Here is a 22,650-nt window from a genome sequence, read left to right on the forward strand (position 1 = left end):
GACGGGAAGGATGGGCTTCAACATAGTGCAAACCTGACCATGGTTCAACGGCTGACTTGAGCCTGCGCCAGTGGATGCAATCACATTGAACCTGCGTCCAGCGCCCGTCCTCAAACCTGTACAGACCACGGCCCTGGAACACGCTCGATGACTTTTATTCTATGGATGGCCGTGCTCGGCGCCGTATTGCTCACCCTCGCCCTCACGTCCTCCTACCTGCGCTGGATGCCAGTCACCACTTCGGCAGTCTGTTTGCTGCTGGGCATCGCCATCGGCCCATTGGGCGCGGACTTGTTGTACTTGGATATCAAGGACTCGGCACGCTGGATGGAGCACTTGACCGAAGTCGCGGTGCTGTTTTCGCTGTTTGTCAGCGGCTTGAAATTGCGCCTGCCACTGCGCCATCGCACCTGGCGGATCGCCTTTGGCATGGCTGGGCCTGTGATGTTGCTGACGATCCTTGGCACCTGCCTGGTGCTGCATTACCTGTTGCAGTTGTCGTGGGGCGTCTCGCTGCTGGTGGGCGCAATGCTTGCGCCGACCGACCCGGTGCTGGCCGGCCTGGTGCAGGTCAACAATGCCCAGGACTATGACCCCCTGCGCTTCGGCCTGTCCGGCGAGGCCGGCTTGAACGATGGCACGGCGTTTCCCTTTGTGATTTTCGGCCTGCTGTTTATGCAGCACGGCGGGTTTGACGGCGACTGGCTGGGCGGTTGGGTGCTGAAAAACCTACTGTGGGCGGTACCGGCGGGGCTATTGATTGGCTACTGGATGGGCCGCGGCATCGGCCGGGTCACGTTGCGCATGCGCATCACCAATGCCGACAGCACCTTGTCGCCCAATGATTACCTGACCCTGGCGTTGATCGCCCTGGCGTACGTGACGGCTGAAGCCGTCGGCGGCTACGGTTTCCTCGCCGTGTTTGCCGCGGGTTTGGGCCTGCGCAAGGCCGAGGTCAAATCCACCGGCAATGCCGATACGCCCGCCGAACACCTGGCGCAGCCGGTGGTGGGCCACCTTGAAGTGGAGCCGGAACGGGCCCTGCACGGCGACGTCAGCCAGTTGCAGGACACACAAATCGCCGCCGGGGTGATGATGAACGACATGCTGTCGTTCGGCAGCCTGGTCGAGCGCTCGATGGAAGTGTTCCTGGTGACGCTGTTGGGCATCGTGCTGGTCAGCCACTGGGATTGGCGTGCACTGGCGGTGGCGGCGTTGTTGTTCGGGGTGATCCGCCCGGTGAGTGTGTTTGCCATGCCATGGGGCAGCCTGCTGGACCGCCGGCAACGGGGGCTGATGAGTTGGTTCGGGATTCGCGGGATCGGCAGCATCTACTACCTGTTTTACGCGCTCAACCACGGGCTGATCGGCACCAGCAGCGCGGTGGCGGTGAACCTCACCCTGTCGGTGATCGCCCTGAGCATCGTCGTTCACGGCCTGAGTACCCAACCGATGCTGGGCTGGTATGAACGACGTGCCGGGGCGAAGGTTCAGTCCTGATTTTCGGTATTGCCGACGTCCGCCGCTTCATCCAGATCGTTAAGCGGTACTTCGGCATCATCCATCAATGAGCCCGGGTCTTCGTTGCCCGGGTCGTTGAGTTCTTCGTCGAGTTCTTTTGACATGAGCATCTCCACTAACCGCCTTGGGTATCGATATCCGCATCGGTTTCAGGCTTGGGCTCGCGCTCAGGCTTGAAGTCTGGACTGTAGTCGTTTTCCTTGGCCTTGGGGTCGCTGTCGGCCTTGGGGTCCTTGGGCGCATCAGCAGCGGTACCGGGGGCCGGCTCGCCACCGTCGATGGCTGGATCGTTGCGGTTCTCTGTCTGGGGATCATTGCTTGTGGTCATGGCGCACCTCTTTGCAGCGCTAGGGGAATCTGTACGGCATAGAGGTAGGGCGCCACCGCAAGCAGTGAAGTTCCTTTCAATTTTTCAACGCAGCGGGTTGTCGACCTGGATGTAAAACGCATAGATCCCCAACACCAGCCAAAACACCATGAACAACCACGGCGCACGCATGGAAAACAACAGCGATTTGCGATAGCCCTTGTGAGACGACTCCATTTCGGAAAACAGCGGTGACTCATCGTAGGCCATGCCCATCACCGGCTCACTGCGCAGCAGCTCGCTTTGCTTGTAGTGCCAGTGGTCGATGATTTCATAGGCGGCACGTATGCCGGGCCAGGCGTTGAGCGAGCTGAGGATACCCAGTGCGACCAGGAAGACCGGCACCACCAGGGTGAACAGCTTGCCCCACTCCGGGTTGAGGTTGCCCATGCCGGAGACAAAGGCGATAACCAGGAATGACTGCGCCGTGAGGTAGGCGTCAGTGCGGTTGGCCAGGATGGAGGTTTCGTACTGGATTTCGCGGCGGTAGAAGTCGAGGCGGTCCTTGGGCGAGCCGAAGATCTTCGCGTTGTGTTCGCTGTGGTCGTTCAGGGCCGCTTCCGGCGTGTTTGGAGAGATGATTCTGGGCACGACGGTGCTCCACACGATGACTAATCTGGTTAGAAGAAGCGCGTCGCAATGAAGTTCAAGTTTGTTCACGCCTAGGTTGGAACGAACACGGTTTGAATGTGGGAGGGGGCTTGCCCCCTCCCACATTTTGACCGCCGTACGTCTGTCAGATATCGATCGCCCACCAACGCGGCAGCAACTGCCGCACACGTGTCTCGCCAAAGCGGTCATCGATCAACATCACCACCCCATGGTCTTGCTGGCTGCGAATCACCCTCCCCGCCGCCTGCACGACTTTCTGCAAGCCGGGATACAGATAGGTGTAGTCATAACCTGCACCAAAGATCGCGCCCATGCGCGCCTTCATTTGCTCGTTGACCGGGTTCAATTGCGGCAAGCCCAGGGTGGCGATAAAGGCGCCAATCAGGCGGGCACCGGGCAAGTCGATACCTTCGCCAAACGCGCCACCCAGTACAGCAAAGCCGATGCCCTGGCTGTGTTGGGTGAATTGGTCCAGGAAGGCCTGGCGCTCGGCCTCGGCCATGCCCCGTGATTGCAACCACAGCGCAATCTGCGGGTGCCGCTCGGCCAGTAACTGCGCCACTTGTTGCAGGTAATCGAAGCTGGAGAAAAACGCCAGGTAGTTGCCCGGCTGCTCGATGAATTGCCGCGCAATCAGTTCGACAATCGGCTCCAGCGATGCCTGGCGATGCACGAACCGGGTGGAGATGGCATCGACGATACGCACCTGCAATTGCTCGGCCTTGAACGGCGACTCCACATCGACCCAGGCGGTATCCGCCGGCATGCCGAGCAGGTCGGCGTAATAGCGGCGCGGGCTCAAGGTCGCGGAGAACAGCACGCTACTGCGGGCTGCGCTCAATCGCGGCCGGATGAATTCGGCCGGCACCACATTGCGCAGGCACAGGGTCGAGCTGCTGCGTTTGCCACTGAACTGGCGCTTGCTGATATCGAAAATGAAGTGCTCGTTGAACAGCTCCGCCACCTTGGCCCATTGCAGCGCCTCGAAGTAGAAGGTTTGCAGGTCGCCGCTGAGGGATTCGGGGTGATCGTTGAAGTAGTCGCCCATGGCGCTGGTGCACAGGCTCAGGGCCTGGAGCAGTTTTTCGGGCCGGGCGGCATAGGCCTGGTACGGCGCGACCTGGTCCTTATGCAAGGCGTTCCACTCGCGGTTCAGGCGCTGCAAGGGTTTGTTCAGCGGCTCGGGCGCGGTGTCGCGCAGAGCCTTGAGGCTGTATTGGTCGAGGCTGGCGCTGTACATCGAACGGGCGCGCTCCACCAGGTTGTGCGCCTCGTCCACCAGCACAGCGACGCGCCATTGGTTCAGCTGGGCCAGGCCGAACAGCATGGCGCCAAAATCGAAATAGTAGTTGTAGTCGGCGACCACCAGGTCGCTCCAGCGTGCCATTTCCTGGCTCAGGTAATACGGGCACACCTCATGGGCCAGCGCCACACTGCGCAGGCTGCGTTGATCGAGCAGGCGCACCTGGGACGCGGCCTGGCGCGCAGCGGGCAGGCGGTCGTAAAAGCCCTTGGCCAGTGGGCAGGACTCGCCATGGCAGGCTTTGTCCAGGTGTTCACACGCCTTGTCCCGGGCCACCAGTTCAAGTACGCGCAGCGGCAGGTCGGGGCTGCTGGCGTACAGCACCTGGGCGGCATCCAGGGCGAGCTTGCGCCCGGGCGTCTTGGCGGTGAGGAAGAACAGCTTGTCCAGTTGCTGCGGCGCCAGGGCCTTGAGCATCGGGAAGATCGTACCGACGGTCTTGCCGATGCCGGTGGGCGCCTGGGCCATCAGGCAACGGCCAGTGCTGACCGCCTTGTAGACCGATTCCGCCAAGGTGCGCTGCCCGGGACGAAAGTCAGCATGGGGGAACGCCAGGCTGTGTGCTGCGTTGTTACGTGCCGTGCGGTGTTGCATTTCCTGGCGGGCCCAGTCCAAGAACAGCGCGCACTGCTGTTTGAAGAAGTGCTCAAGGTCTGGCGCGCTGAAGCGCTGGTTCAGCAGGGTCTCGCCTTCGCCGACGATATCGAAGTACACCAGCGCCAGGTCGATTTCGCCCAAGCCGAGTTTCTGGCACATCAGCCAGCCATACACCTTAACCTGAGCCCAATGCAGTTGCCGATGGTTGGCAGGCTGGGCAGCGAGGTCGCCGCGGTAGGTTTTGACTTCTTCCAGACGGTTGGCGTCCGGGTCATAACCGTCTGCCCTGCCCCGCACTTTGAGCTGCTGGTACTCACCCTCGAGGGCGACTTCATGCTGATAGTGCGCGCTGCGCCGGGAAGCCACCGTGCGGTGACCAACGATCCCTTCCTGGGCGCTGGGCGATGGGGTAAAGCGCAGGTCGAGGTCACCGACCTTGGCCGTGAACTCACACAGCGCCCGCACGGCCACGCTGTAACTCAAGCGGGTTGCTCCGCCCAGCGCACGTAGCAGACGGTGACCGGCATCTGGTATTCGGCGCAGAACTCCAGCCAACGCAATTGGTTGTCTTGCAGGCGGTCGCCGGGGCCCTTGACCTCGATCATGCGGTAGGTCTTTTGTGCGGGCCAGAACTGGATCAGGTCCGGCATCCCGGCGCGGTTGGCGCGAATATCCAGCAGCAGGCGTGCAAACCAATGGCGCAGGTGTTCGGCGGGCAGGCAGGCCAGGGCTTGCTCCAGCAACGCTTCGCTGAGCAGGTTCCAGAACACGAAAGGTGACTGGATGCCCCATTTGTCCACATAACGTTGGCGAATGGTGACCTTGTAGCGCTCATCCTCCAGTTGCTCGAAGCACGCGGCAAACAAGGCTTCTCGGCGTTGATGGAAGTCCTCGCTGTGCAGGTCTGCCGGCCCACGCTGGAACGGGTGAAAGAACGCCCCCGGCAGCGGTGCGAAAATCGCCTCCCAACACAGCAGGCCGAACAGCGAATTGATCAGTCCATTCTCGACATAATGCACCGGTGCGTCCGGCTCGCTCAGATGCGCCTGGACGCAGAACTCCACCGACATCAGCGGCTCCGGGACCAGTGCCAGGTCCAGGCGCGCAACGGCCTGCGGCTTGGCCTTGGGCAGCGCCGGCTCGCCCAGCTTACGGCGTAGACGGGGCAATACCCGCAGCAGGTGCTGTTGTTCGGCGGGACTTTCCGGGGCCTGTTGGGCCATGGTCGCCAGGGCCGTGGCTTGCGCGTAATCCTCCTGGCGCTCCAACACGCGGATCAAGCGCGCCCGGGCGCCGGGATAAGTGCAACTGCGGTAAATCTGTTCTGCCAGCGCCAGCTCGGCGCAACGCTCGCAATACTGGCCGATCTGGAACAGCAGCTTGGCACGGCGTTTTTCCAACCAGGGGTTATCGGTGCACAGCGCAGCGATCTGCGCCAACACGGTATCCAGCCCCTCACCGGCTTCAAAGGCTTGCTGGCACTGGTGCAGGAACAGAAACCCGTGCACGTCGTCACGGCTGCGTAAACCGCGGGACTCGGCGCAGAACTCGACTTTTTCGTAGGTGTAGATGCCCAGGTCTGCGAGCACGAACTCCGACCAGTCCTGGTACAGGTTGCCGAAGAACATCAGGCGCAGGCGATCACACAGTTCCATCACCGTGAGGCTATAGAGCACATCGTCCACATCGGGGCACCACTGGGCAAAACTACGCTGTTCGTTGAACTGCGCGGCCAGTGGCGCAAGCCAGGCGGCCTTGTTGCCCTTGGGCTGGTCGATCCAGGGCCTGAACGTGCCGAGGATTTCGCCTTTTTGCAGCAAGGTGAACAAGGTTGCAAACGACAGCGGGCTTTGAACCTCCACCCAGCCCAGTTCGCGCAATGGGCCGGCGGCTGCATGGGGGCAACCGATTTCCAGGTAGTTGAGCTTGGCGCCGCGAAAATGCACACCCTTGCGCATCACCATGCGCACCAATAACGCCTGGGAGGCCTGGGGCAAGCTGTCAAATTGCTGAATGAAATGCGCTTCGTCCGGATCAAGCAAATCGGCATAGCGCTGCCCCAACCAAACCAACACTTGGCGGAAGTTATGCAGGTAGTACAAGGGGTCTTCGAGGGGGTTGGCCATAGCGCAATGCAATCAAATACTGGTTATGCATACAGAGTGCCGACGCAAACAGCTTGTTGCAATCGGTAATAGATAAATGGTGCCTGCAACTTTTTGCAAAAAAACGATCAGATGAGTGGGTTGATCGCGTAAGATTTATCGCCTCCAGCCATGGTTGGCGGGACTTTTCAGGGTTAAAGGTAAGGGTTATGAACATGAAGAATTTGGGGCTGCCACTGGTTGCGCTCACTGTTCTGGTATTGGCCGGTTGCTCCACGCAAACGGTAGTGACATTGCAAAATGGCACGCAGTATTTGACCAAGGACACACCCAACGCCAAGACAGCCGACGGCTTCTATGAGTTCACCGACATCGCGGGCAAGCGCATTCGCATCAAGGCGGATGACGTGGCCACGGTGCGCAAGGAAAACTAATCTTTCCAGGCCAACTGGGATCAAATGTGGGAGGGGGCTTGCTCCCGATGAGGGAGTGTCAGTAAGCACACCTGTGACTGCCCCACCGCCATCGGGAGCAAGCCCCCTCCCACATTTTCTTGATCGCATTCCAACTTAGCTGATCACTATCCCCTCCCCTGACAAACTGCTCACACCCACCAGCGTCACCGAATCGGCGCCAAAGCTGATCACCGTATCCCCGCCCACCACCTTGGCATGATCGCGATAATCCGTACTGCCCTGCACATCGGTGAACACCAGCTTGTCCGTCGCTTGATAGCCAATCACCCGGTCATTACCAAACTGCCCGCTGAACAAAAACGTGTTATGCCCGCTGCTGTCGCGGATCGTGTCATTGCCTTTGCCGCCTTCGATAAAGTCCGCGCCCCTGCCGCCCTTGATCAGGTCGTTGCCGTCGCTGCCAATGATAAAGGTGTTGCCCTTGTGCGCCTCGGCGTTGCGGTTGAGGTCCTGCACCCAGGTGTTAGCCCGTGCCGGATCGGACAGGTTGGCGACGATCACCGTGGAGTCGCGGGTCATCTGGTCGTAGAAGCCGGAGTCGAGGATGCGCGTCATGCCGTCGCCATATCCGGTGGGCAAGTGCGAGACCCAGGTCGGCAGGTTGAGGATGGAGAAAGGCAGCACGTTCCACAGTGTCGAGGCGTAGTGGTCGTTGAAGCTGACGATATTGTCGGTGCTCGATTCGTGGGGCTTGTCGTGCACGCCCAGGGACGACAGGGTGAATGACGAGCCATCCAGCGCACGGAATACCGGGTCGTTTTCGTAGCCGACGTTCAGCACCTTGTCGCCGGCGCTTTGGGTGGGCGAAGCGTAGGCCACGTAGTTGGAATCCTTATAGAACCCCGACCATTTGCTGTCGCTCAAGTCAGCCATGCTGTTGACCGCCAGGCCGCCCAGGCTGTGGCCGCTGACCACTACGTCCTTGCCGCTCAGGCCTTGGGCACTGGCGTAGTCAGCGATGTTCTTGAGCAAGTTGCCAAACGCTTCGCCTGCGTAGTTTTGCGCATAATGTTTGGGGCCAAACGCGGCGAGCAGGTCGCTGATCACGTCACCAATGGAGTCTGTGATCAAGCTTTCCCGAGGCCCCGACGTACCGCGGAAACCGATGCCGATTTCCAGCAACTTGCCAGCGTCATCGTATTTGCCCAGCACTTCCACCTGGGCCGTGCCGTAGGCGATCTTTTCGCCAAAGAAGGTGCCGCGTGCATCGACCTTGCCGTTGTAGCCCAGGGTGCTGGCGCTGATGGGCGTCCAGCCGGCGGCTTGCACCGCGTCGAGGGCGGCTTTTTCCGAGTCGGGGTTCCACGGGATACCGGGGATCACCCCTTGGGAATTGCCGCTGCCAATCAGTGCGCCGACCAGTGTGGCTGGCAGCCCTAGGCCGAGGCCGTGGTTCTGGTAGCCGACGGCAAAGCCGTTGTCCAGGTTGTGGTAGGAATACATCGTGATCGCCATGGCATCGGCGAATAACGCCTTGGAGCCCTCAGTGCCGAGATTTTTGTAGTCAAAGATACCCATTGGTAGTGCCTCTCTGTTGTTGGATTTGTAGAGAAAGCCAAAACACCAGTACCCCCTGATGGGCACCCTGCCTATGCGGGCGCTCCATCAGGGGCGTGAAACCTTTAGAACGCCCAGTCCAGGCTCAAGCCGACGCCATGCACCTTCTCTTTGCTGGCCAGCAGGCCGTTGTAGTCGAAGTTCACCCGCGCATCCTTGCTCAATGCCAGGCTGACCCGCGCCCCGACCAACGCGGCATCGCGCACCATCGGCGCACTTTCCACCGTGAACGAAGGGCCACCCGAGGCAAATGCCAGGTGCTGCTCGGAATCGGTGCTGCTCAGGTTGTGCTGCCAGCCCAGGGTGCCGGACACCTCCAGTTGCTGGTGGTCGTTGACGTTGAAGGTCTTCAAGGCGCGCATACCCAGGGTGCTCAGCACCAGGTCGCGGCTGTCGCTGCCACTTTTCAGCGCCGCGGCATCGCCCTTCTCTTTGAAGCTGTCAGTGTCCAGATGCACGTAGGCCAGGTTGGCGAACGGCTCCAGCGCCAGCGGTTGCAGGTTGATGCGGTATGCCGCTTCGGTGAACACCTGGGTGCTGTGTGCATCGACCTTGGCCTTTTGCTTGCCGCTGACATCGCCGTATTGCAGGTCGCGCTTCACATCGGCGCGGTGCCAGCTGTAGGTCGCGCCACCACTCAGGCGCCAGGCGCCGATTTGATGCCCGGCATAGGCACCGAAGTGGTAGCTGTCGACCGAGGCGCGGCTGTGGGTGTCGCTGCCCATGTTCAGCGAGGTATCGCTGTAGCCTGCCACCAGGCCGATGCGCGTCGAGTCGTCGAGGGCACCGTCCACACCGGCGAGCATGCCGCCGATGGAGGTGTTATAGCCCGCCGTGTCGCTGCGGCTATCGGTCTTGCCCCAGGCGCCCAGGGCCTTGACCCACACGTTGCCACGGCTGTCGATGGCCTGGCTGGTAGCGCCCATCTCACCATTGCGCAGGCGCTCGCCCACCGCTTCGCGAACGTAGCGGCTGTCATTGACCAGTGCGGTTTGCAGCGCCGGGTAGACTTCCCCGCTCAGTTGCTGGAACGCGCCCTGGGCCGAAGCTGCCGTCGGAGCCAGCAGCAAGCTTTCATACACGCCGTTGCCCGCGCCCAATTGCTCGGCGGCTGCGGCCACTGCGCGTTGGTTCGGCGTCGCGGCCACACTGGCGAAGCTGTTGGTGCGCGCTACGTCCAACTGCACACCGTTGGCCGCGTAGTTCAAGGTGCCGCCGACAAACAGGTAGTTGGGCAGTACCGCGCCAAAGCTGCCGGTGACACCGCCCGCCGCTTGCAGGATGTTGTATTGGCGGCCAATCAGGCTTTGGGCCTGGGTCGCGCTCAGCAACGTGGGGCTGTTTTCCAGGGCCAGGGTCACGGTACCGCCGTTGAGCGTGGCGGTGCCGCCGGCGACGATGCGGTCGCTGCTGGTGGGCGACAGCTCCACCGCGTAGGTCGAGCCCGCATCAAAGGTGACGTTGCCCGCCACGTTCAAAGTGCCGATGGAATTGCCGGGCGCCACGGTACCACCACTTTTTGCGGTCAACGAACCGATACGCCCCGAGCCACCGAGCACACCGGTCGAATTGACAGTGACGTCGGAGGTGACCGAGCCATTGATCGCCAGCAAGCCTTGGTTGACCAGGGTCGGGCCGCTGTAGGTGTTGCTGCCAGTCAGCAACAGCGCGCCGATGCCCTGCTTGGTCAGGCCACCATGGCCCGAAATGTCGTTGCTCCACACATCCAGCCCACAGTGCACATCGTTGCAAATCCGCTGGGTCGGTTTACCCGCGTCCACCACTGCGCCGATGCCCGGCAGGTCGGCGACGAATTGGCCGCTGCCATAGGCGCCATCGATGCGAAACTCAGCGGGGATATCCTCGGCGGTGATAAACATACCCGGCCCGTTGACTGCCTTGCCCAGGTTGATCATGCCCCAGCCATACAGTGAGTCGATGCCCGGCGCACCGAGGTCGGTGGCGGTGGTCTTGAGCAGCGTGGAGATCTGGTCGCCGCTCATGTACGGGAAGCGCTCCATCAGCACCGCGGCTGCGCCAGCCACATGGGGCGCGGCCATGGAGGTACCGTTTTTGTTGGCCCAGTCGACGGTGAGGTTGCCCAGGTCGGTGCCGTTGATGATCGAGCTGTAGATCTTGGTGCCGGGCGCCGACACGCAAAAACTCGCCGCATAGCCGCAGCGCGAGGAGAAGGTACTGATCACATACGGATTGGGGCTGGCGGTATCCGGGTTCTGCTGCAACGCCGCTACCGACAGCCAGTTCGGTGCGATCTCTGGCACAAAATAGGCCAGGCCGGATATGGCATCCGGGTTGTTGCGGTTGTAGTCGTTACCGGCAGCAAAGATGGTCAGCACCCCGCTGCGGGCCGCGTCGATGGCGCCTTGGTAAGCACCGCCGGCGATGGTGCCGAGGATCGGCCGGATGTTATTGAACTGCGCCTGGGCTTCATTGACGGTGAAATTGGGGAACGCCGGATCGCGGCCGCCCTTGGCGTACTGATCGCCGATGCCGATGCCCCAACTGTTGTTGATGATGCGTGCGCCGCTGGCGACCAGCCCATCCCAGCCCGCTTTGTATACGGCGCCGTCGTTGCCGAGGATGATCCCGTCTTCCGGGCCTGGGTCACCGTTTTCGGCAGTGAGGATTTGCGCATTGAACGCCACGCCATGCATCGGCCCGCCATCGCGGTTACCTGCTGCAATGCCGCCGACGTGGGTGCCGTGGTTACCCAGTTTGCCGTTGGAGTCCTTGGACGGCGTGCCGTCGTAACGGAACGCATCGCCGGCCTTCACGGGAATATACGGGTCGGTGTATTGGCGGATGCCCTCGGTGACAATCGTCACCACCTTGTTGGGGCTGGCGAATTCCGGGTGCTGGGCGTACACCGGCTGGTCGAAGATCCCCAGCTTGACGCCCTTGCCGGTGTAGCCGGCGGCATACGCAGTGTCGGCGTGCACGGCGCCCAGGCCCCAGTCGGCCTTGAACTCATTGCTGCGCCAGCTGGCGGCGTCGCCCAGCTTGCCGGTTTCCACATAGGGTGCAGCCTGGGCGGTCCCCAGGCTTGCCAGGCAACACAGCAGCGCGCCGTATGGCACGCAGCTCAGCGCCTTGAGCGGGTAGCCCGGGCCGGTGTGGATGGCGGTTGTTAACCCTGACTTGCGTTTTTTCACGGTGACCTTCCTTAGTTTTCTTATTGCACGTGTGTAAATTGCCTTCTCCAGAACACCGCCGATTCAATGTGGGAGCTGCCAGCTCCCACATTCTTTAGTTCGCGGTGTCTTCAGAATTGCCAGTTCAGGCTCAAGCCCACGCCTTGGGTTTTCTCGCGCCCACCCAACTGGCCGTTGTAATCGAGGTTGACCCGCGTCGATGCGTTCAGCGCCAGGCTTGCTTGCACGCCTACCAACGCGGCGTCACGCAGCAACGGTGCACTGCGCACGGCAAATGAAGGCCCGCCTGCGACAAACGCCAACTGCTCTTCGGACTCCACCGCGGTCAGACTGTGTTGCCAGCCCAACGAGCCAGACAGTTCCAATTGCTGGTGGTCATTGAGGGCCAGGGTTTTCAGCGCGCGTACGCCAAGGGTGCTGAGCACCGCGTCACGCCGGTCACTGCCGCGTTCCAGGGCGGCGGCATCGCCTTTTTCGTGGAAGGACTCACTGTTCAGGTGCACGTAGGCCAGGTTGGCGAACGGCTCCAACGCCAGCGGTTGCAAGTGAATGCGGTACGCGGCTTCGGTGAACAGCTGCGCCGTGGTCGCGTCCAGCTTGGTTTTTTGCTTGCCGCTGACGTCACCCCATTGCAGGTCGCGCTTCACGTCGCCGCGATGCCAGCTGTAGGCACCGCCGACACTCAGGCGCCAGTCGCCCAGCTCGCGCCCGGCGTACGCGCCAAAGTGGTAGCTGTCGATGGACGCCGATGAATGCGTGCCGCTGCCCATATTCAAAGAGCTGTCACTGTAGCCGGCGACCACACCGATGCGGGTCTGCTCATCCAACGCGCCATCCACGCCCGCCAGCAGGCCACCGATGGAGGTGGTGGAGCCCGCCGTTTCGCTGCGGCTGTCGGTTTTGCCCCAGGCGCCAAGGGCTTTGAACCACAGGTTGCTTTCGCCGCTCACCGGCACATGGCGCAGGCGCTCGCCCACGGCGTTGCGCAGTTGCAGGCTGTCGTTGATCAGCATCGCGCCCACCGCGGGGTAGATCTCACCCGACAGTTGCTGCAAACCCTGTTGAGCCGTGGCGACCGACTGCGACTGCAGCAGGCTTTCATACACCGGGTTGCCACTGCCCAGTTGCTCGGCGGCCGCCGCTACGTTGCGCTGGTTGCGGGTGGCGGCGACGCTGGCAAAGCTTGCGTCGTTGCGCCCCACGTTCAGTTGCACGGCGTTGGCGGCGTAGTCGAGGGTGCCTCCGAGGAACAGATAGTTGGGCAGCACTTGCCCGAACTGGCCCTGGATACCGCCTGCCGCTTCCAGGATCGAGTACTGCCGGCCAATCAGGCCTTGCACCTGGCTTTGGCTAAGCAAGGTTGGGCTGTTTTCCAGCGCCAACGTGACCGTGCCGCCGCCCAGTACGGCCTTGCCGCCCGCGACAATGCGGTCGCTGCTGGTGGGCGTCAGTTCCACCGCATAGGTGGAGCCCGCGCCGAGGTTCACATCCCCCGCCACCTGCAAGGTGCCCACGGAATTGCCCGGTGCCACGCGGCCGCCACTGTTCACCGTCAACGCGGCGATACGCCCGGAACCACCCAGGGTAGCGCTGTTGTTCACGGTCACCGCCGAGGTCAGCGAACCATTCACCGCCAACAGGCCCCCGTTGACGGTGGTTGCGCCGCGATAGGTGCTGTCGCCGTTGAGCGCCAAGCTGCCGGCGCCGGATTTGATCAGGCTGCCCTCGTACACACGGTTGGCGGCGGCCTGGTCGCGGGCGCTGCCGATGGCGTAGTCGGTCTGGTCCTGCTGGCTGGCATTGGCGCCCACGCCGTTTTGCCAGCCCTTGTCGATCAGGGTCTGCTGCCAGGCGGTATGCTCGGCACGGTCTTCGGCCTGGCGCTGGAGCAAGGCCTGGTCAGAGATGCCATTGCTCCACACATCGCCCTGCCCGGCTGCCAGACTCACGTCCATCGCCCCGAGCAATTGCCCCGGGCCTTGCATCGCCCGGCCCAGGTCCGGTACACCCCAGCCGACAATGGCGTTAGGCGCCTGGGTGAGCGAGCCATCGAGTTGCGTGGCGGTGGTCAACAGCACCTGCAACGCCTGCTCGTTGGTCATATAGGGATAGCGTTCCATCACCAGTGCCAACGCGCCGGTGGCATGGGGCGCTGACATCGAGGTACCGGACTTGACCCCATAACCGCCGTCGGGAATGGTGCTGTTGATCAGCGCGCCCGGGGTGGAAATGCACCAGTACTTGGCGATGCCGCACTTGTTGTATTTCTGGTTATTGGCTTTATCCAGCCCCGACACCGCGAGCCAGTGGCCTTCCAGTTCCGGCTGGAAATACGGCAAGGCCGAACGCACGCTGGCATTTGCATAGCCACTGTTGCCGGCGCTGAACACGTTGATCACGCCCGCCTTGGCCACATCTGCCGCGGCGTCCAGCCAGGTACTCTGGTTGTAATGCTGGGCGTAGGCTTTGTGCAGGTCGCCCAGGGTCTGGTAGCTGACGTCCTTGGGCTGGCTGCCCCAGCTGTTGTTGATGGCGCGCACGCCGGAATCCACCAGGGCGGTGTACACCGCCTTGAAATACTTGGGATCGGGGGTCGGGCCGAACAGGAAGCTGTCGTTGGCGTTGGTGTTGCCCACATAGACTTGCGCGTTATACGCCACGCCATGCATGCCCACGCCGTCGCGGGCGGCGCCCATGGTGCCGGTGACGTGGGTACCGTGGGAGTCGTTGTTGGGGTTGAGCGCGCCGGTGGTGCTGAACGCGCTGCCATCCACATAACTGCCGGCGGCGGTGACCGCATGGAAGCGGTCTTTGGAGGCTTCTGGGTGAATGGGGTCGAACCCCGAGTCCAGCGCGCCGATTTTCACGCCTTTGCCGCTGATTCCGGCAGCGTAGGCTTCATCGGCCTTCATACGCCCCAGGCCCCAGTCGCTCTGGTACTCGGCCGAACGCCAACTGGCCGGGTTGCCCGGCTGGCCGGTCTCGGCGTATTGCGCCTGCGCCGCAACGGACAGCAGTAGCAAGGAACCTGCGGTGAAGGGTTTGAAACGCGATGAATCAGTGATCATTTAAACCATCCTTATTTGTTGTTATGGATGCTCATTTCACGGGGCCGAACGCCTCGTCCACCTTCGCCAGGTCGGTGTCACGCAAGTTGCCCGCGTAGTAGTGCAATTTGGTCCAGGCCATCAGGTAGTCATACCGCGCCTGGGCCAGATCGCGACGGGTGCTGTACAGCTGCTGCTCGGCGTTCAACGCGTCGAGGTTGACCCGCTCGCCGCCGAGGATGCTTTGCTTGGTCGACACCACCAACGCTTCAGCGGAGACCAGGGCTTTCTGGTAGGCGCGCAGCTTGCTCACGCCGGACAGGCAGGCACTGAACTGGCGCCGCAACTCGATCAGGGTTTCGCGGGTCTTGCCTTCCAGCTCGTACTCGGCCTGCTCCATGGCGCGGCTGGCCTGGCGGGTGGAGGCCGAGATGCCGCCACCGGCATACAGCGGCATGCTCACTTCGACGCCGATGGTGTTGGTGTCGTAGCGCTGGTTGTAGGTGTTGCCGCTGTCGGATTCCTGCTTGCGCGAACTGGCATAGGCGGTGATTTTCGGCAAATGCCCGGCGCGGTTGCGTTCCACTTCATAGCGCGCCACTTCCAGGGCCTGGCGCTGTGAGGCGAGCGTCGGGTTATTGCTGATCGCCAGTTCATGCCAGGTGTCGTAGTTGGCCGGGCTCAGGGTGAACGCGGCAAAGCTCTGGTTCAGCGGTGCCAGGTCGTTGATGTTGACGCTTTGCACGCCGATCAACGCGCCCAACTCCCGCAGCGAGGCGTCTTGCTCATCCAGGGCCTGGATCTCTTCGGCGGTGGCCAGTTCATAGCGCGATTCAGCTTCAAGGATATCGGTACGGGTGCCCTCGCCTTGCTGGAACAAATGCTGGTTCTGCTGGAACTGTTGCTCGAACGCCTTCTTCTTGGCCCTGGCGATGTCGATCTGGTCCTGGGCAAACAGCGCCTGGGTGTAGTAGCTCAACACCCGCACCAGCAACGCCTGGCTCTTGTCGCGAAAGCTTTCATCGGCGAACAGCGCCTGGGCCACGCCCTTGCGGTAGTTGGCATAGGCTTCGTAGTCGAACAGCGGCTGTTGCAGGCTGAAGGTCGAGCCGTAGCTGTTGTAGTTGCGGTCGTCGCGATAGCTGCCACCGCGCCCATCAGGCAAGTGCGCCTCGGAATTGTTGCGCCCCTTGTTGTAGTTATAGGACAGCCTCGGCAACAGCCCGGCGCGGCCGATGGTGCGGTTTTCCAGGCCGGCGTCGCGCTCCTTGATGGCGCCGAGGAATACCGGGTCGTTGCGCAGGGCCTGCTCATACACATCGAACGGGCCCATGGCGGCCTGGGCACTGCCGCACACCAGCAACAGCGAAATGAACACTGACTTCATGCTCATTCCTCAGTCAACGCGGAGCCGGCGCGATCCAGCAGCGGCTTGAACAGGTAATTGAGCAATGACCGCTCGCCCGTGCGCACGAACATCTCGGCGGGCATGCCGGGCTTGATCACCAAGCCGTGGAGTTTTTCCAGCGCCGCCTCGCTGACCGTGGTGCGCAGCACGTAATACGGCTGGCCGGTTTTTTCATCGAGCATCTGGTCAGCGGAAATCAGGCTGACCTCGCCCGGCACCCGCGGCGTACGGCTCTGGTTGAAGGCGGTGAACAGGATGTCGACCGGCAAGTGCGTGCCGACCTTGTCCACCAGATGCACCGGCAGATGCCCTTCCACTTCCAGGCGCGTGCCCTGGGGCACGATCTCCAGCAGGGTTTCACCGGCGCGTACCACGGCGCCTTCGGTGTGCACGCTGAGGTTGACCGCGATGCCATCGGCCGGGGCATTGATTTCGCTGTGTTGCAGGTTGAAGCCGGCGGAGGTCAGTTGCTGTTCCAGGGTCAGGCTGCGCAGTTGCGCGTCGGCCAATTGGCTGCGCACTTCCTTTTGGTATTCCTCGCTGTGCTGCTGCAACTTGAGGCGCGACTCGAGGATGCCCTGCTCGATGCGCCCGCTTTCCCCGGCGTTCTGCGCCAGGTCCTGTTGCACCTGGGACAACTGACGCTGGTATTCCATCAGGCGGTTGCGCGGGATATAGCCGTTGTCGGCCAACGGTTGCAGGTTGCCGAGCTGATCGCGCAGCGATTGCGCCTGGGCGGTCAGGTCACTGCGGGCACGGCGCATGCCGCCCAACTGTGAGGTGGCACCCTCGATGCTCGCGCGAATACCGGCTTGTTCACGGGCGAAGGCGTCGCGGCGGCTGCTGAACAATTGGCGCTGGCCCTCCAGCACCAGCATCAGGGCAGGATCGGGATTGGCGCTCAGTTCAGCGGGAAAAGTGATGCCGGGCAGGTTGTCACGCTCGCTCTGCCAGCGCGCCACGCTGGCCCAGGCCATGCGGTACTGGGCTTGCAGGGATTGCACATCGGCCTGGTTCTGGGTCTGGTCGAGACGGAACAGCGGCTGGCCTTGTTTGACCAACTCGCCCTCCTTCACCAGGATCCGACTGACCACGCCGGGGCTGAAGGTTTGCACGGCCTTGCGCTTGCCGGACACCACTACGGTGCCTTGTACCGGAATGCCTTGATCCAACGGTGCGAGACTGGCCCAGAGGAAAAAACTGCCGGCACCGACAATGGTCAGCAGCCAGCCCATTTTTACGAAGAAGCCGGCGTTGCGCTCTTTAAAACGAGGTTCAACAGTAATGCTGCTCATGCGCCTGGATTCCTTCCGGCCTGGTACTGACGACTGAAGCTGACACCAGTTTTTTCTTTCGGCGCTTCCTGCTGCCCGGCCAACGCCCGCAGCACTTCCTGGCTCGGCCCGAACGCCTGTAGATGGCCTTCACCGAGCACCAGCAACTTGTCGGCCTGGGCCAGCGCCGAGGATCGGTGGGTGACCAGCACCACGCTGCTGCCCTGGGCTTTCATCTGCATGATGGCGCTGGCCAGCGCGGCTTCGCCGACGGTGTCGAGGTTGGAGTTGGGCTCGTCCAGCACGATCAGCCGCGGCCCGCCGTACAGGGCGCGAGCCAGGGCTACGCGTTGCTTCTGGCCGCCGGACAGGCCGCCGCCGCTGTCGCCCAACACGGTGTCGTAGCCTTGAGGCAGGCGCAGGATCAATTCATGTACCCCGGCCTGCTGCGCGGCCTTGACCACCAGCTCCGGGTCGGCCTCGCGAAAACGCGCGATGTTGTCGGCGATGCTGCCGCTGAACAGCTCGATATCCTGGGGCAAGTAGCCGATATGCGGGCCGAGGTCGTCGCGGTCCCAGCGGTGAATATCGGCGCCGTCCAGGCGCACGGTGCCGGCCAGGGTCGGCCAGACACCCACCAGCACGCGGGCCAGGGTGGACTTGCCCGAGCCCGACGCGCCCAGCACGCCGAGCACTTCGCCGGCTGCCAGGGTGAAGCTGACTTGATGCAAGGTCGCCATGCGCCGCCCTGGCGGGCCAGCGCTGACCTGCTCGAAACTGACCTGGCCCTTGGGGGCCGGCAACGCCATCTGCTCGACTTCCGGCGGGAACTCGCGCAGCAGTTCATCCAGGCGCTGGTAGGCCAGTTTGGCCGAGCTCCATTGCTTCCACACCGCAATCAACTGGTCGATGGGGCTGAGCACGCGACCCATCAGGATGGAGCCGGCGATCATCATCCCGGCGGTCATCTGGCCCTTGATCACCAGGTAGGCGCCAAGGCCCAGCACCAGGGATTGCAGGCACAGGCGCAGGGATTTGCTCAGGGAGCTGATCACCGAACCGGTGTCGCTGGCCTTGTTCTGGAAGCCCAGGAATTGCGAATGCACCGCGAACCAGCGTTTGCGCAGCGCGCCGAGCATGCCCATGGCCTGGATCGTCTCGGCGTTGTGCAAGTGGCTGGTGGCCAACTGGGTCGACTGCTGGGAGAAGATACTCGCCTCGCCCAATGGCTTTTTAGTCAGGTATTCATTCAGGCAGGCCAGCACAATCAACAGCACCGCGCCGACTGTGGCCAGCACGCCAAGCCACACGTTGAAGAGGAAAATCACGAACAGGTAGATCGGGAACCACGGCGCATCGAAAAACGCGAACAGCGCAGGCCCGGTGATGAATTGGCGGATAGCGGTCAGGTCGCCCAGGGATTGCCCGGCATGCCCCTGGCCGCGCTGCAGGTTGCGTTCGAACGCGGCCTTGTACACGCGCAGGTTGAAACGCCGCTCCAACTGGCTGCCGATGCGGATCACGACAAAACTGCGCACCACTTCCAGCAGGCCGATAAACGCAAAGAAGCCCACGACCATCAGCGTCAACATCACCAGGGTGGTTTCATTCTGGGAGGACAATACGCGGTCATACACTTGCAGCATGTAAATCGACGGCACCAGCATCAACAGGTTAATCAGTGCCGTAAAGCAGCCGACGCTGATCAAAATACTCTTGTATTCACCCAACGCCCTGAATAAGGGCGCAACCCCATGGGACTTCGCCATATTATTTAATCTTCCTTGGAGCGAATTGCGCGCAATAGTCACCCTTGCCCAAAAACAGGGCACGGCCAACTATTAAATCGAGTTATATGCTTATAACTTTAACTAAGGTATTCGTTGCAGTACAACCACTTCACCGGTCTTAGTGCGAGCTTCATACTCACCTTCTTTCTGGCGATTCAGATGAGTAATACCGCTGCCTTCGGCATTCATCAGCCAGATACCGTCGGGGGTAGGTGACCAGGTCAACGGCTTTTCCCCCAGCCACTGCGCCACACACGCGATATCGCCTTCCAAGGCGTTGGCTTGCTCCAATAACTCCAGCGCGCACACCTTGCCCTGCTGCTTCAACTCCCAATGCCCGGCCAACTGGGCGGGGGTCGGTAATACCAGACTGCTAGCCATTGCGTGGGCTCCTGCCGACACGAACAACACCTGCGAAGCACAGGCGATCAAATGAGAAAAACGCGGCATTTTCTGCTCCATCCTGGAGCGCGGCGCCGGGGCGCCGCGCTTTACATCACGCCACGATGTCGCTGGCGACTGCCTGGCCAACGGTGGTGACGAGGAAATCCGCCACGCCGTGCCCGGAGAAGTCGACGGCCAAGGTGCCCAGGTTGGTACCCGAGGCATAGCTCAGCACAGCATCGCCGGCATGCCCGGTAAATGCATTGACGAAGCTCAAGCCTGCACCTTTGGTAATGCCCGACAGGTCGATCTTGTCGGAACCCGAGGTGAAGTCAAAGATCTTGTCCGCAGCCGATCGCGTGGAGTCGGAAATGGCACCGTACACGAACGTGTCGTTGCCGGCGCCGCCCCACAGTTGGTCCGCACCGCCACCGCCGTAGATGAGGTCGTTACCGGCCCCGCCCTTGATGAGGTTGGCGACTTGGTTACCAATGATCAGATCGTTGCCCGCGCCGCCAAAGGCGTTTTCGACGGTCACGCCCTTGGCGATGGACACGTTGCCCACCAGGCCGCCAACGTCGGAGAACGAGGTCTCATTGAGGTTGATTTTCTGGTTCTGGGTAAAGCCAGAGAAGTCCAGGGTGTCGTTGCCGCCACCGTCCCATACCGAGAACACCAGCTTGTCGGCATTGGATGTGGCGCTGAGGAAATCACGCCCGGTGTTGGAGTTGAACCCGTAGGTGGTGTCACCGGCGCGGGTGCTGTAGTTGGCACCGTAGAGCTTCTGGATCGCGGCGATGTCGTCGATCAGCGGGCCTGAGGAGTAAGCCTCGACGCCACCTTTACTGAAGTTCTGGTTGGTATTGCTCTCGCTCCAGTAACTCATGACGCTGTAGCCACGCGTGTCCTGTCCATAGTCCGCGTCTTTGTAGGAAGGGTTGCCGGTCCCGGCGTTGTAGTCGCCAGGGTGGTCCAGGCCCAGGGTGTGGCCGATTTCGTGGGTCAGGGTCTGACGGCCATAGTTGTTCAGGTCTGGCGTCTTGTTCGGCGTATAGCTGCTGTTGGTCAGGTACCAGGAGGTGCCATCAAGTCCGCTTTGATGGTACTTGTCGTTGGTGCCCGGCAGGTAGGCAAACGCCGCTGCGCCGTCCTGGCCGCCGCTGTAGTTGCCGAACGTCATGTGGAAGTCACCGCCCGAGGCTTTCTCGGTGAAGGTCACGTTGGCCACATCAGCCCAGGATTGCATGGCCAATACGGCCTGTGCTTTCTGCTGGGTGTTGAACTGGCTGAACCCGGTGATGCCATGTTTGTTCATGGTTGCCTGGGAAGCCGAGGTGAGAAACGTATAGGTCAGATCAATCTTGCCGTTGCCATCTACGTCCCGGTACGCGGCATTCTCGCGCAGCAGGTGGTCAGCCGCCTGGTCCACAGTGAACGACGGTTTACCGTTGACCGTCAGGTTGCCGCCGCGGTCATAAAGATGGCTGAAGCTATCGATTTGCGAGTAAGCAGTGCTGGCTTGCGCGGCAGATACAATAGCCTTGTCTTTTACTTTTGACATAAACGTACTTCCTTGTTTGCAAGTGCATCAGTCTTTGTTCGATAGGAACCTCGCGGGCGAGGATAGTCCTATCACTCACCTCTTTTGAAGGCGTAAGAAAACTGACACAACTTGAAATCTTTCGTCTACAACTATTTCCACAGGAAAAATGTGACGCAGGTTCAACTTGATGAAGTCGTACGCAGTGTTTACTGGGAACGCTTGCTTTTTGCCTGACCGGTTTGGCGGCGTCATATTTAAATATTAAATAGCAGTAAAGCCGCTCTAGTTGAGCGGCGCACTTGAATAATGGATCCAATATATTGTCACGGTGTCATTAGCAACATTAAAGAGCCACTACTCGGACTATTTAAAGTACGTGCCCCCTATTACCGGGACATACTCCAGCCACACCTGTGCAACGCTTGCAAAAGGCTCTCGCCGGCAAGGCCCGGGACCTTGACGCCCTCCTCCGTGCTCATGTCTTCACCGGCCAGGATAGCATTGATAATTGCTTCTTCCACGGCCTCCGCGGCGGCGCTGAACAGCGGCGAGATATGATCGTTATTGACCATCCGCAACGGTGTGCTGAGTGGCAGATCCTTGCGCCCATAGTCTGCCGGCGGTAAATCGTGGTTACCGGTGGCAAAGGCCAGGAACAGGTCACCGCTGGAGTCCTCAGTGCCGCCACCGGTGCGCCCGATGCCGATGGATGCGCGCTGCGCCAGACGCTTGCATTGATGGGGCAGCAACGGTGCGTCCGTGGCAATAATCACCACGATGGAACCCATGCCGGGGGTACCACGCTCGGCGAAAGGTGAAGGGATGTCCATCAAGTGGCGCCCCACCGGGTAGCCATCGACCCGCAGTTCCTGGCGCTTGCCATGGTTGGCCTGCACCAGTACGCCAACGGTCCAGCCGCCCTGCTCCGCCGATAAACGTCGCGACGCGGTGCCGATACCGCCCTTGAATTCGTGGCAGATCATGCCGGTGCCGCCGCCCACGGCACCTTCCTGCACCGGCCCGGTTTCAGCCTGATCCAAGGCCTGGCGCACATGCTCAGGTTGCACATGCTGGCCCCAGATATCGTTGAGCAGGCCGTCATAGGTTTCCATGACCACCGGCATGCACCAGTACACCGCAGGGTCCGCCAGGCGCTCACGCTCCAGGGCAATCAGGGTGTCACGCACGATCCCGATGCTGTGGGTGTTGGTTATGGCCATCGGCGTGGTCAACAGCCCTGCCTCGCTGATCCACTCGAGGCCGGTAGCGTCGCCGTTGCCATTGAGCACGTGGTAACCGGCGAAACACGGTTGATGCCGTGCCTCCCCGGCACGCGGCTGGATCAGCGTGACACCGGTACGCACCTGCTTGCCGTCGACACGGGTCTTGAGCGTGCTGTGACCCACGCGTACCCCGGGAACATCGGTGATGGCATTCAATTCGCCGGGCGTGCCCAGCCCCAACGTGATACCCAATTGACGTGCACGCATACC

Annotated in this window: 16 protein-coding genes; 2 read left to right on the forward strand and 14 right to left on the reverse strand. The window is 61.6% G+C overall.

The features are described 5' to 3' along the window. Positions 1 to 147: 147 nt before the first annotated feature. On the forward strand, positions 148 to 1,500 hold the full coding sequence (locus FRT59_RS18865) for a cation:proton antiporter (protein ID WP_153871996.1): 1,353 nt from the start codon (positions 148 to 150) through the stop codon (positions 1,498 to 1,500). Here FRT59_RS18865 and FRT59_RS27390 read toward each other — a convergent pair. The 5 genes from FRT59_RS27390 to FRT59_RS18885 all read right to left on the reverse strand — a co-directional run bounded on the left by FRT59_RS27390 (position 1,491) and on the right by FRT59_RS18885 (position 6,526). Next, the gene (locus tag FRT59_RS27390; RefSeq protein ID WP_003191171.1) at positions 1,491 to 1,625 is read right to left on the reverse strand and encodes a hypothetical protein; all 135 of its coding nucleotides are present in this window, start codon (positions 1,623 to 1,625) and stop codon (positions 1,491 to 1,493) included. The genes FRT59_RS18865 and FRT59_RS27390 overlap by 10 nt on opposite strands. Before the next feature lie 11 nt (positions 1,626 to 1,636). Next, positions 1,637 to 1,849: a hypothetical protein gene (locus FRT59_RS18870; RefSeq protein ID WP_153839863.1), complete on the reverse strand. Its 213-nt coding sequence runs from the start codon at positions 1,847 to 1,849 to the stop codon at positions 1,637 to 1,639. A gap of 84 nt (positions 1,850 to 1,933) precedes the next feature. Further along, the gene (locus FRT59_RS18875; RefSeq protein WP_034119693.1) at positions 1,934 to 2,479 is read right to left on the reverse strand and encodes a hypothetical protein; all 546 of its coding nucleotides are present in this window, start codon (positions 2,477 to 2,479) and stop codon (positions 1,934 to 1,936) included. Between the two features lie 145 nt (positions 2,480 to 2,624). Continuing rightward, positions 2,625 to 4,883, reverse strand: coding sequence for an ATP-dependent DNA helicase (locus FRT59_RS18880; RefSeq protein ID WP_153871997.1), 2,259 nt, complete (start codon positions 4,881 to 4,883; stop codon positions 2,625 to 2,627). Continuing rightward, entirely contained in the window at positions 4,880 to 6,526 is a 1,647-nt protein-coding gene (locus FRT59_RS18885) for a VRR-NUC domain-containing protein (protein ID WP_153871998.1), read from the reverse strand. The genes FRT59_RS18880 and FRT59_RS18885 overlap by 4 nt, the downstream gene beginning before the upstream one ends. 188 nt (positions 6,527 to 6,714) lie before the next feature. On the opposite strand from FRT59_RS18885, the gene FRT59_RS18890 reads away from it, so the two are divergent. Beyond that, positions 6,715 to 6,939: a YgdI/YgdR family lipoprotein gene (locus FRT59_RS18890; protein WP_034119690.1), complete on the forward strand. Its 225-nt coding sequence runs from the start codon at positions 6,715 to 6,717 to the stop codon at positions 6,937 to 6,939. A gap of 135 nt (positions 6,940 to 7,074) precedes the next feature. Here the strand turns inward: FRT59_RS18890 and FRT59_RS18895 are convergent, their stop codons facing one another. The 9 genes from FRT59_RS18895 to FRT59_RS18935 all read right to left on the reverse strand — a co-directional run bounded on the left by FRT59_RS18895 (position 7,075) and on the right by FRT59_RS18935 (position 22,647). Next, a complete protein-coding gene (locus tag FRT59_RS18895) occupies positions 7,075 to 8,499 on the reverse strand; it encodes a polyurethane esterase (RefSeq protein ID WP_153871999.1) in 1,425 nt (474 codons plus the stop codon). 104 nt (positions 8,500 to 8,603) lie between these two features. Then, the gene (locus FRT59_RS18900) at positions 8,604 to 11,711 is read right to left on the reverse strand and encodes an autotransporter outer membrane beta-barrel domain-containing protein (protein ID WP_198809734.1); all 3,108 of its coding nucleotides are present in this window, start codon (positions 11,709 to 11,711) and stop codon (positions 8,604 to 8,606) included. Positions 11,712 to 11,821: 110 nt separating this feature from the next. Further along, on the reverse strand, positions 11,822 to 14,779 hold the full coding sequence (eprS, locus tag FRT59_RS18905; protein WP_153872001.1) for an autotransporter serine peptidase EprS: 2,958 nt from the start codon (positions 14,777 to 14,779) through the stop codon (positions 11,822 to 11,824). A 31-nt stretch (positions 14,780 to 14,810) separates the two neighbouring features. Then, positions 14,811 to 16,145, reverse strand: a complete 1,335-nt coding sequence (locus FRT59_RS18910) for a TolC family outer membrane protein (protein ID WP_034119683.1) — start codon at positions 16,143 to 16,145, stop codon at positions 14,811 to 14,813. Positions 16,146 to 16,147: 2 nt separating this feature from the next. Continuing rightward, positions 16,148 to 17,461: an HlyD family type I secretion periplasmic adaptor subunit gene (locus FRT59_RS18915; protein WP_153872002.1), complete on the reverse strand. Its 1,314-nt coding sequence runs from the start codon at positions 17,459 to 17,461 to the stop codon at positions 16,148 to 16,150. Further along, complete coding sequence (locus FRT59_RS18920) at positions 17,458 to 19,209, reverse strand: type I secretion system permease/ATPase (RefSeq protein ID WP_153872003.1); 1,752 nt, start codon at positions 19,207 to 19,209, stop codon at positions 17,458 to 17,460. The genes FRT59_RS18915 and FRT59_RS18920 overlap by 4 nt, the downstream gene beginning before the upstream one ends. 102 nt (positions 19,210 to 19,311) lie before the next feature. After that, entirely contained in the window at positions 19,312 to 19,680 is a 369-nt protein-coding gene (locus FRT59_RS18925) for a protease inhibitor Inh/omp19 family protein (RefSeq protein WP_153839855.1), read from the reverse strand. A 46-nt stretch (positions 19,681 to 19,726) separates the two neighbouring features. Then, positions 19,727 to 21,175 carry a serralysin family metalloprotease gene (locus FRT59_RS18930; protein WP_153872004.1) on the reverse strand — a complete coding sequence of 483 codons (1,449 nt, stop codon included), beginning with the start codon at positions 21,173 to 21,175 and terminating at the stop codon, positions 19,727 to 19,729. Between the two features lie 368 nt (positions 21,176 to 21,543). Continuing rightward, entirely contained in the window at positions 21,544 to 22,647 is a 1,104-nt protein-coding gene (locus tag FRT59_RS18935; RefSeq protein ID WP_153872005.1) for a DmpA family aminopeptidase, read from the reverse strand. Positions 22,648 to 22,650 lie beyond the last annotated feature (3 nt).

This window comes from Pseudomonas haemolytica, assembly GCF_009659625.1.
Classification (GTDB): domain Bacteria; phylum Pseudomonadota; class Gammaproteobacteria; order Pseudomonadales; family Pseudomonadaceae; genus Aquipseudomonas; species Aquipseudomonas haemolytica.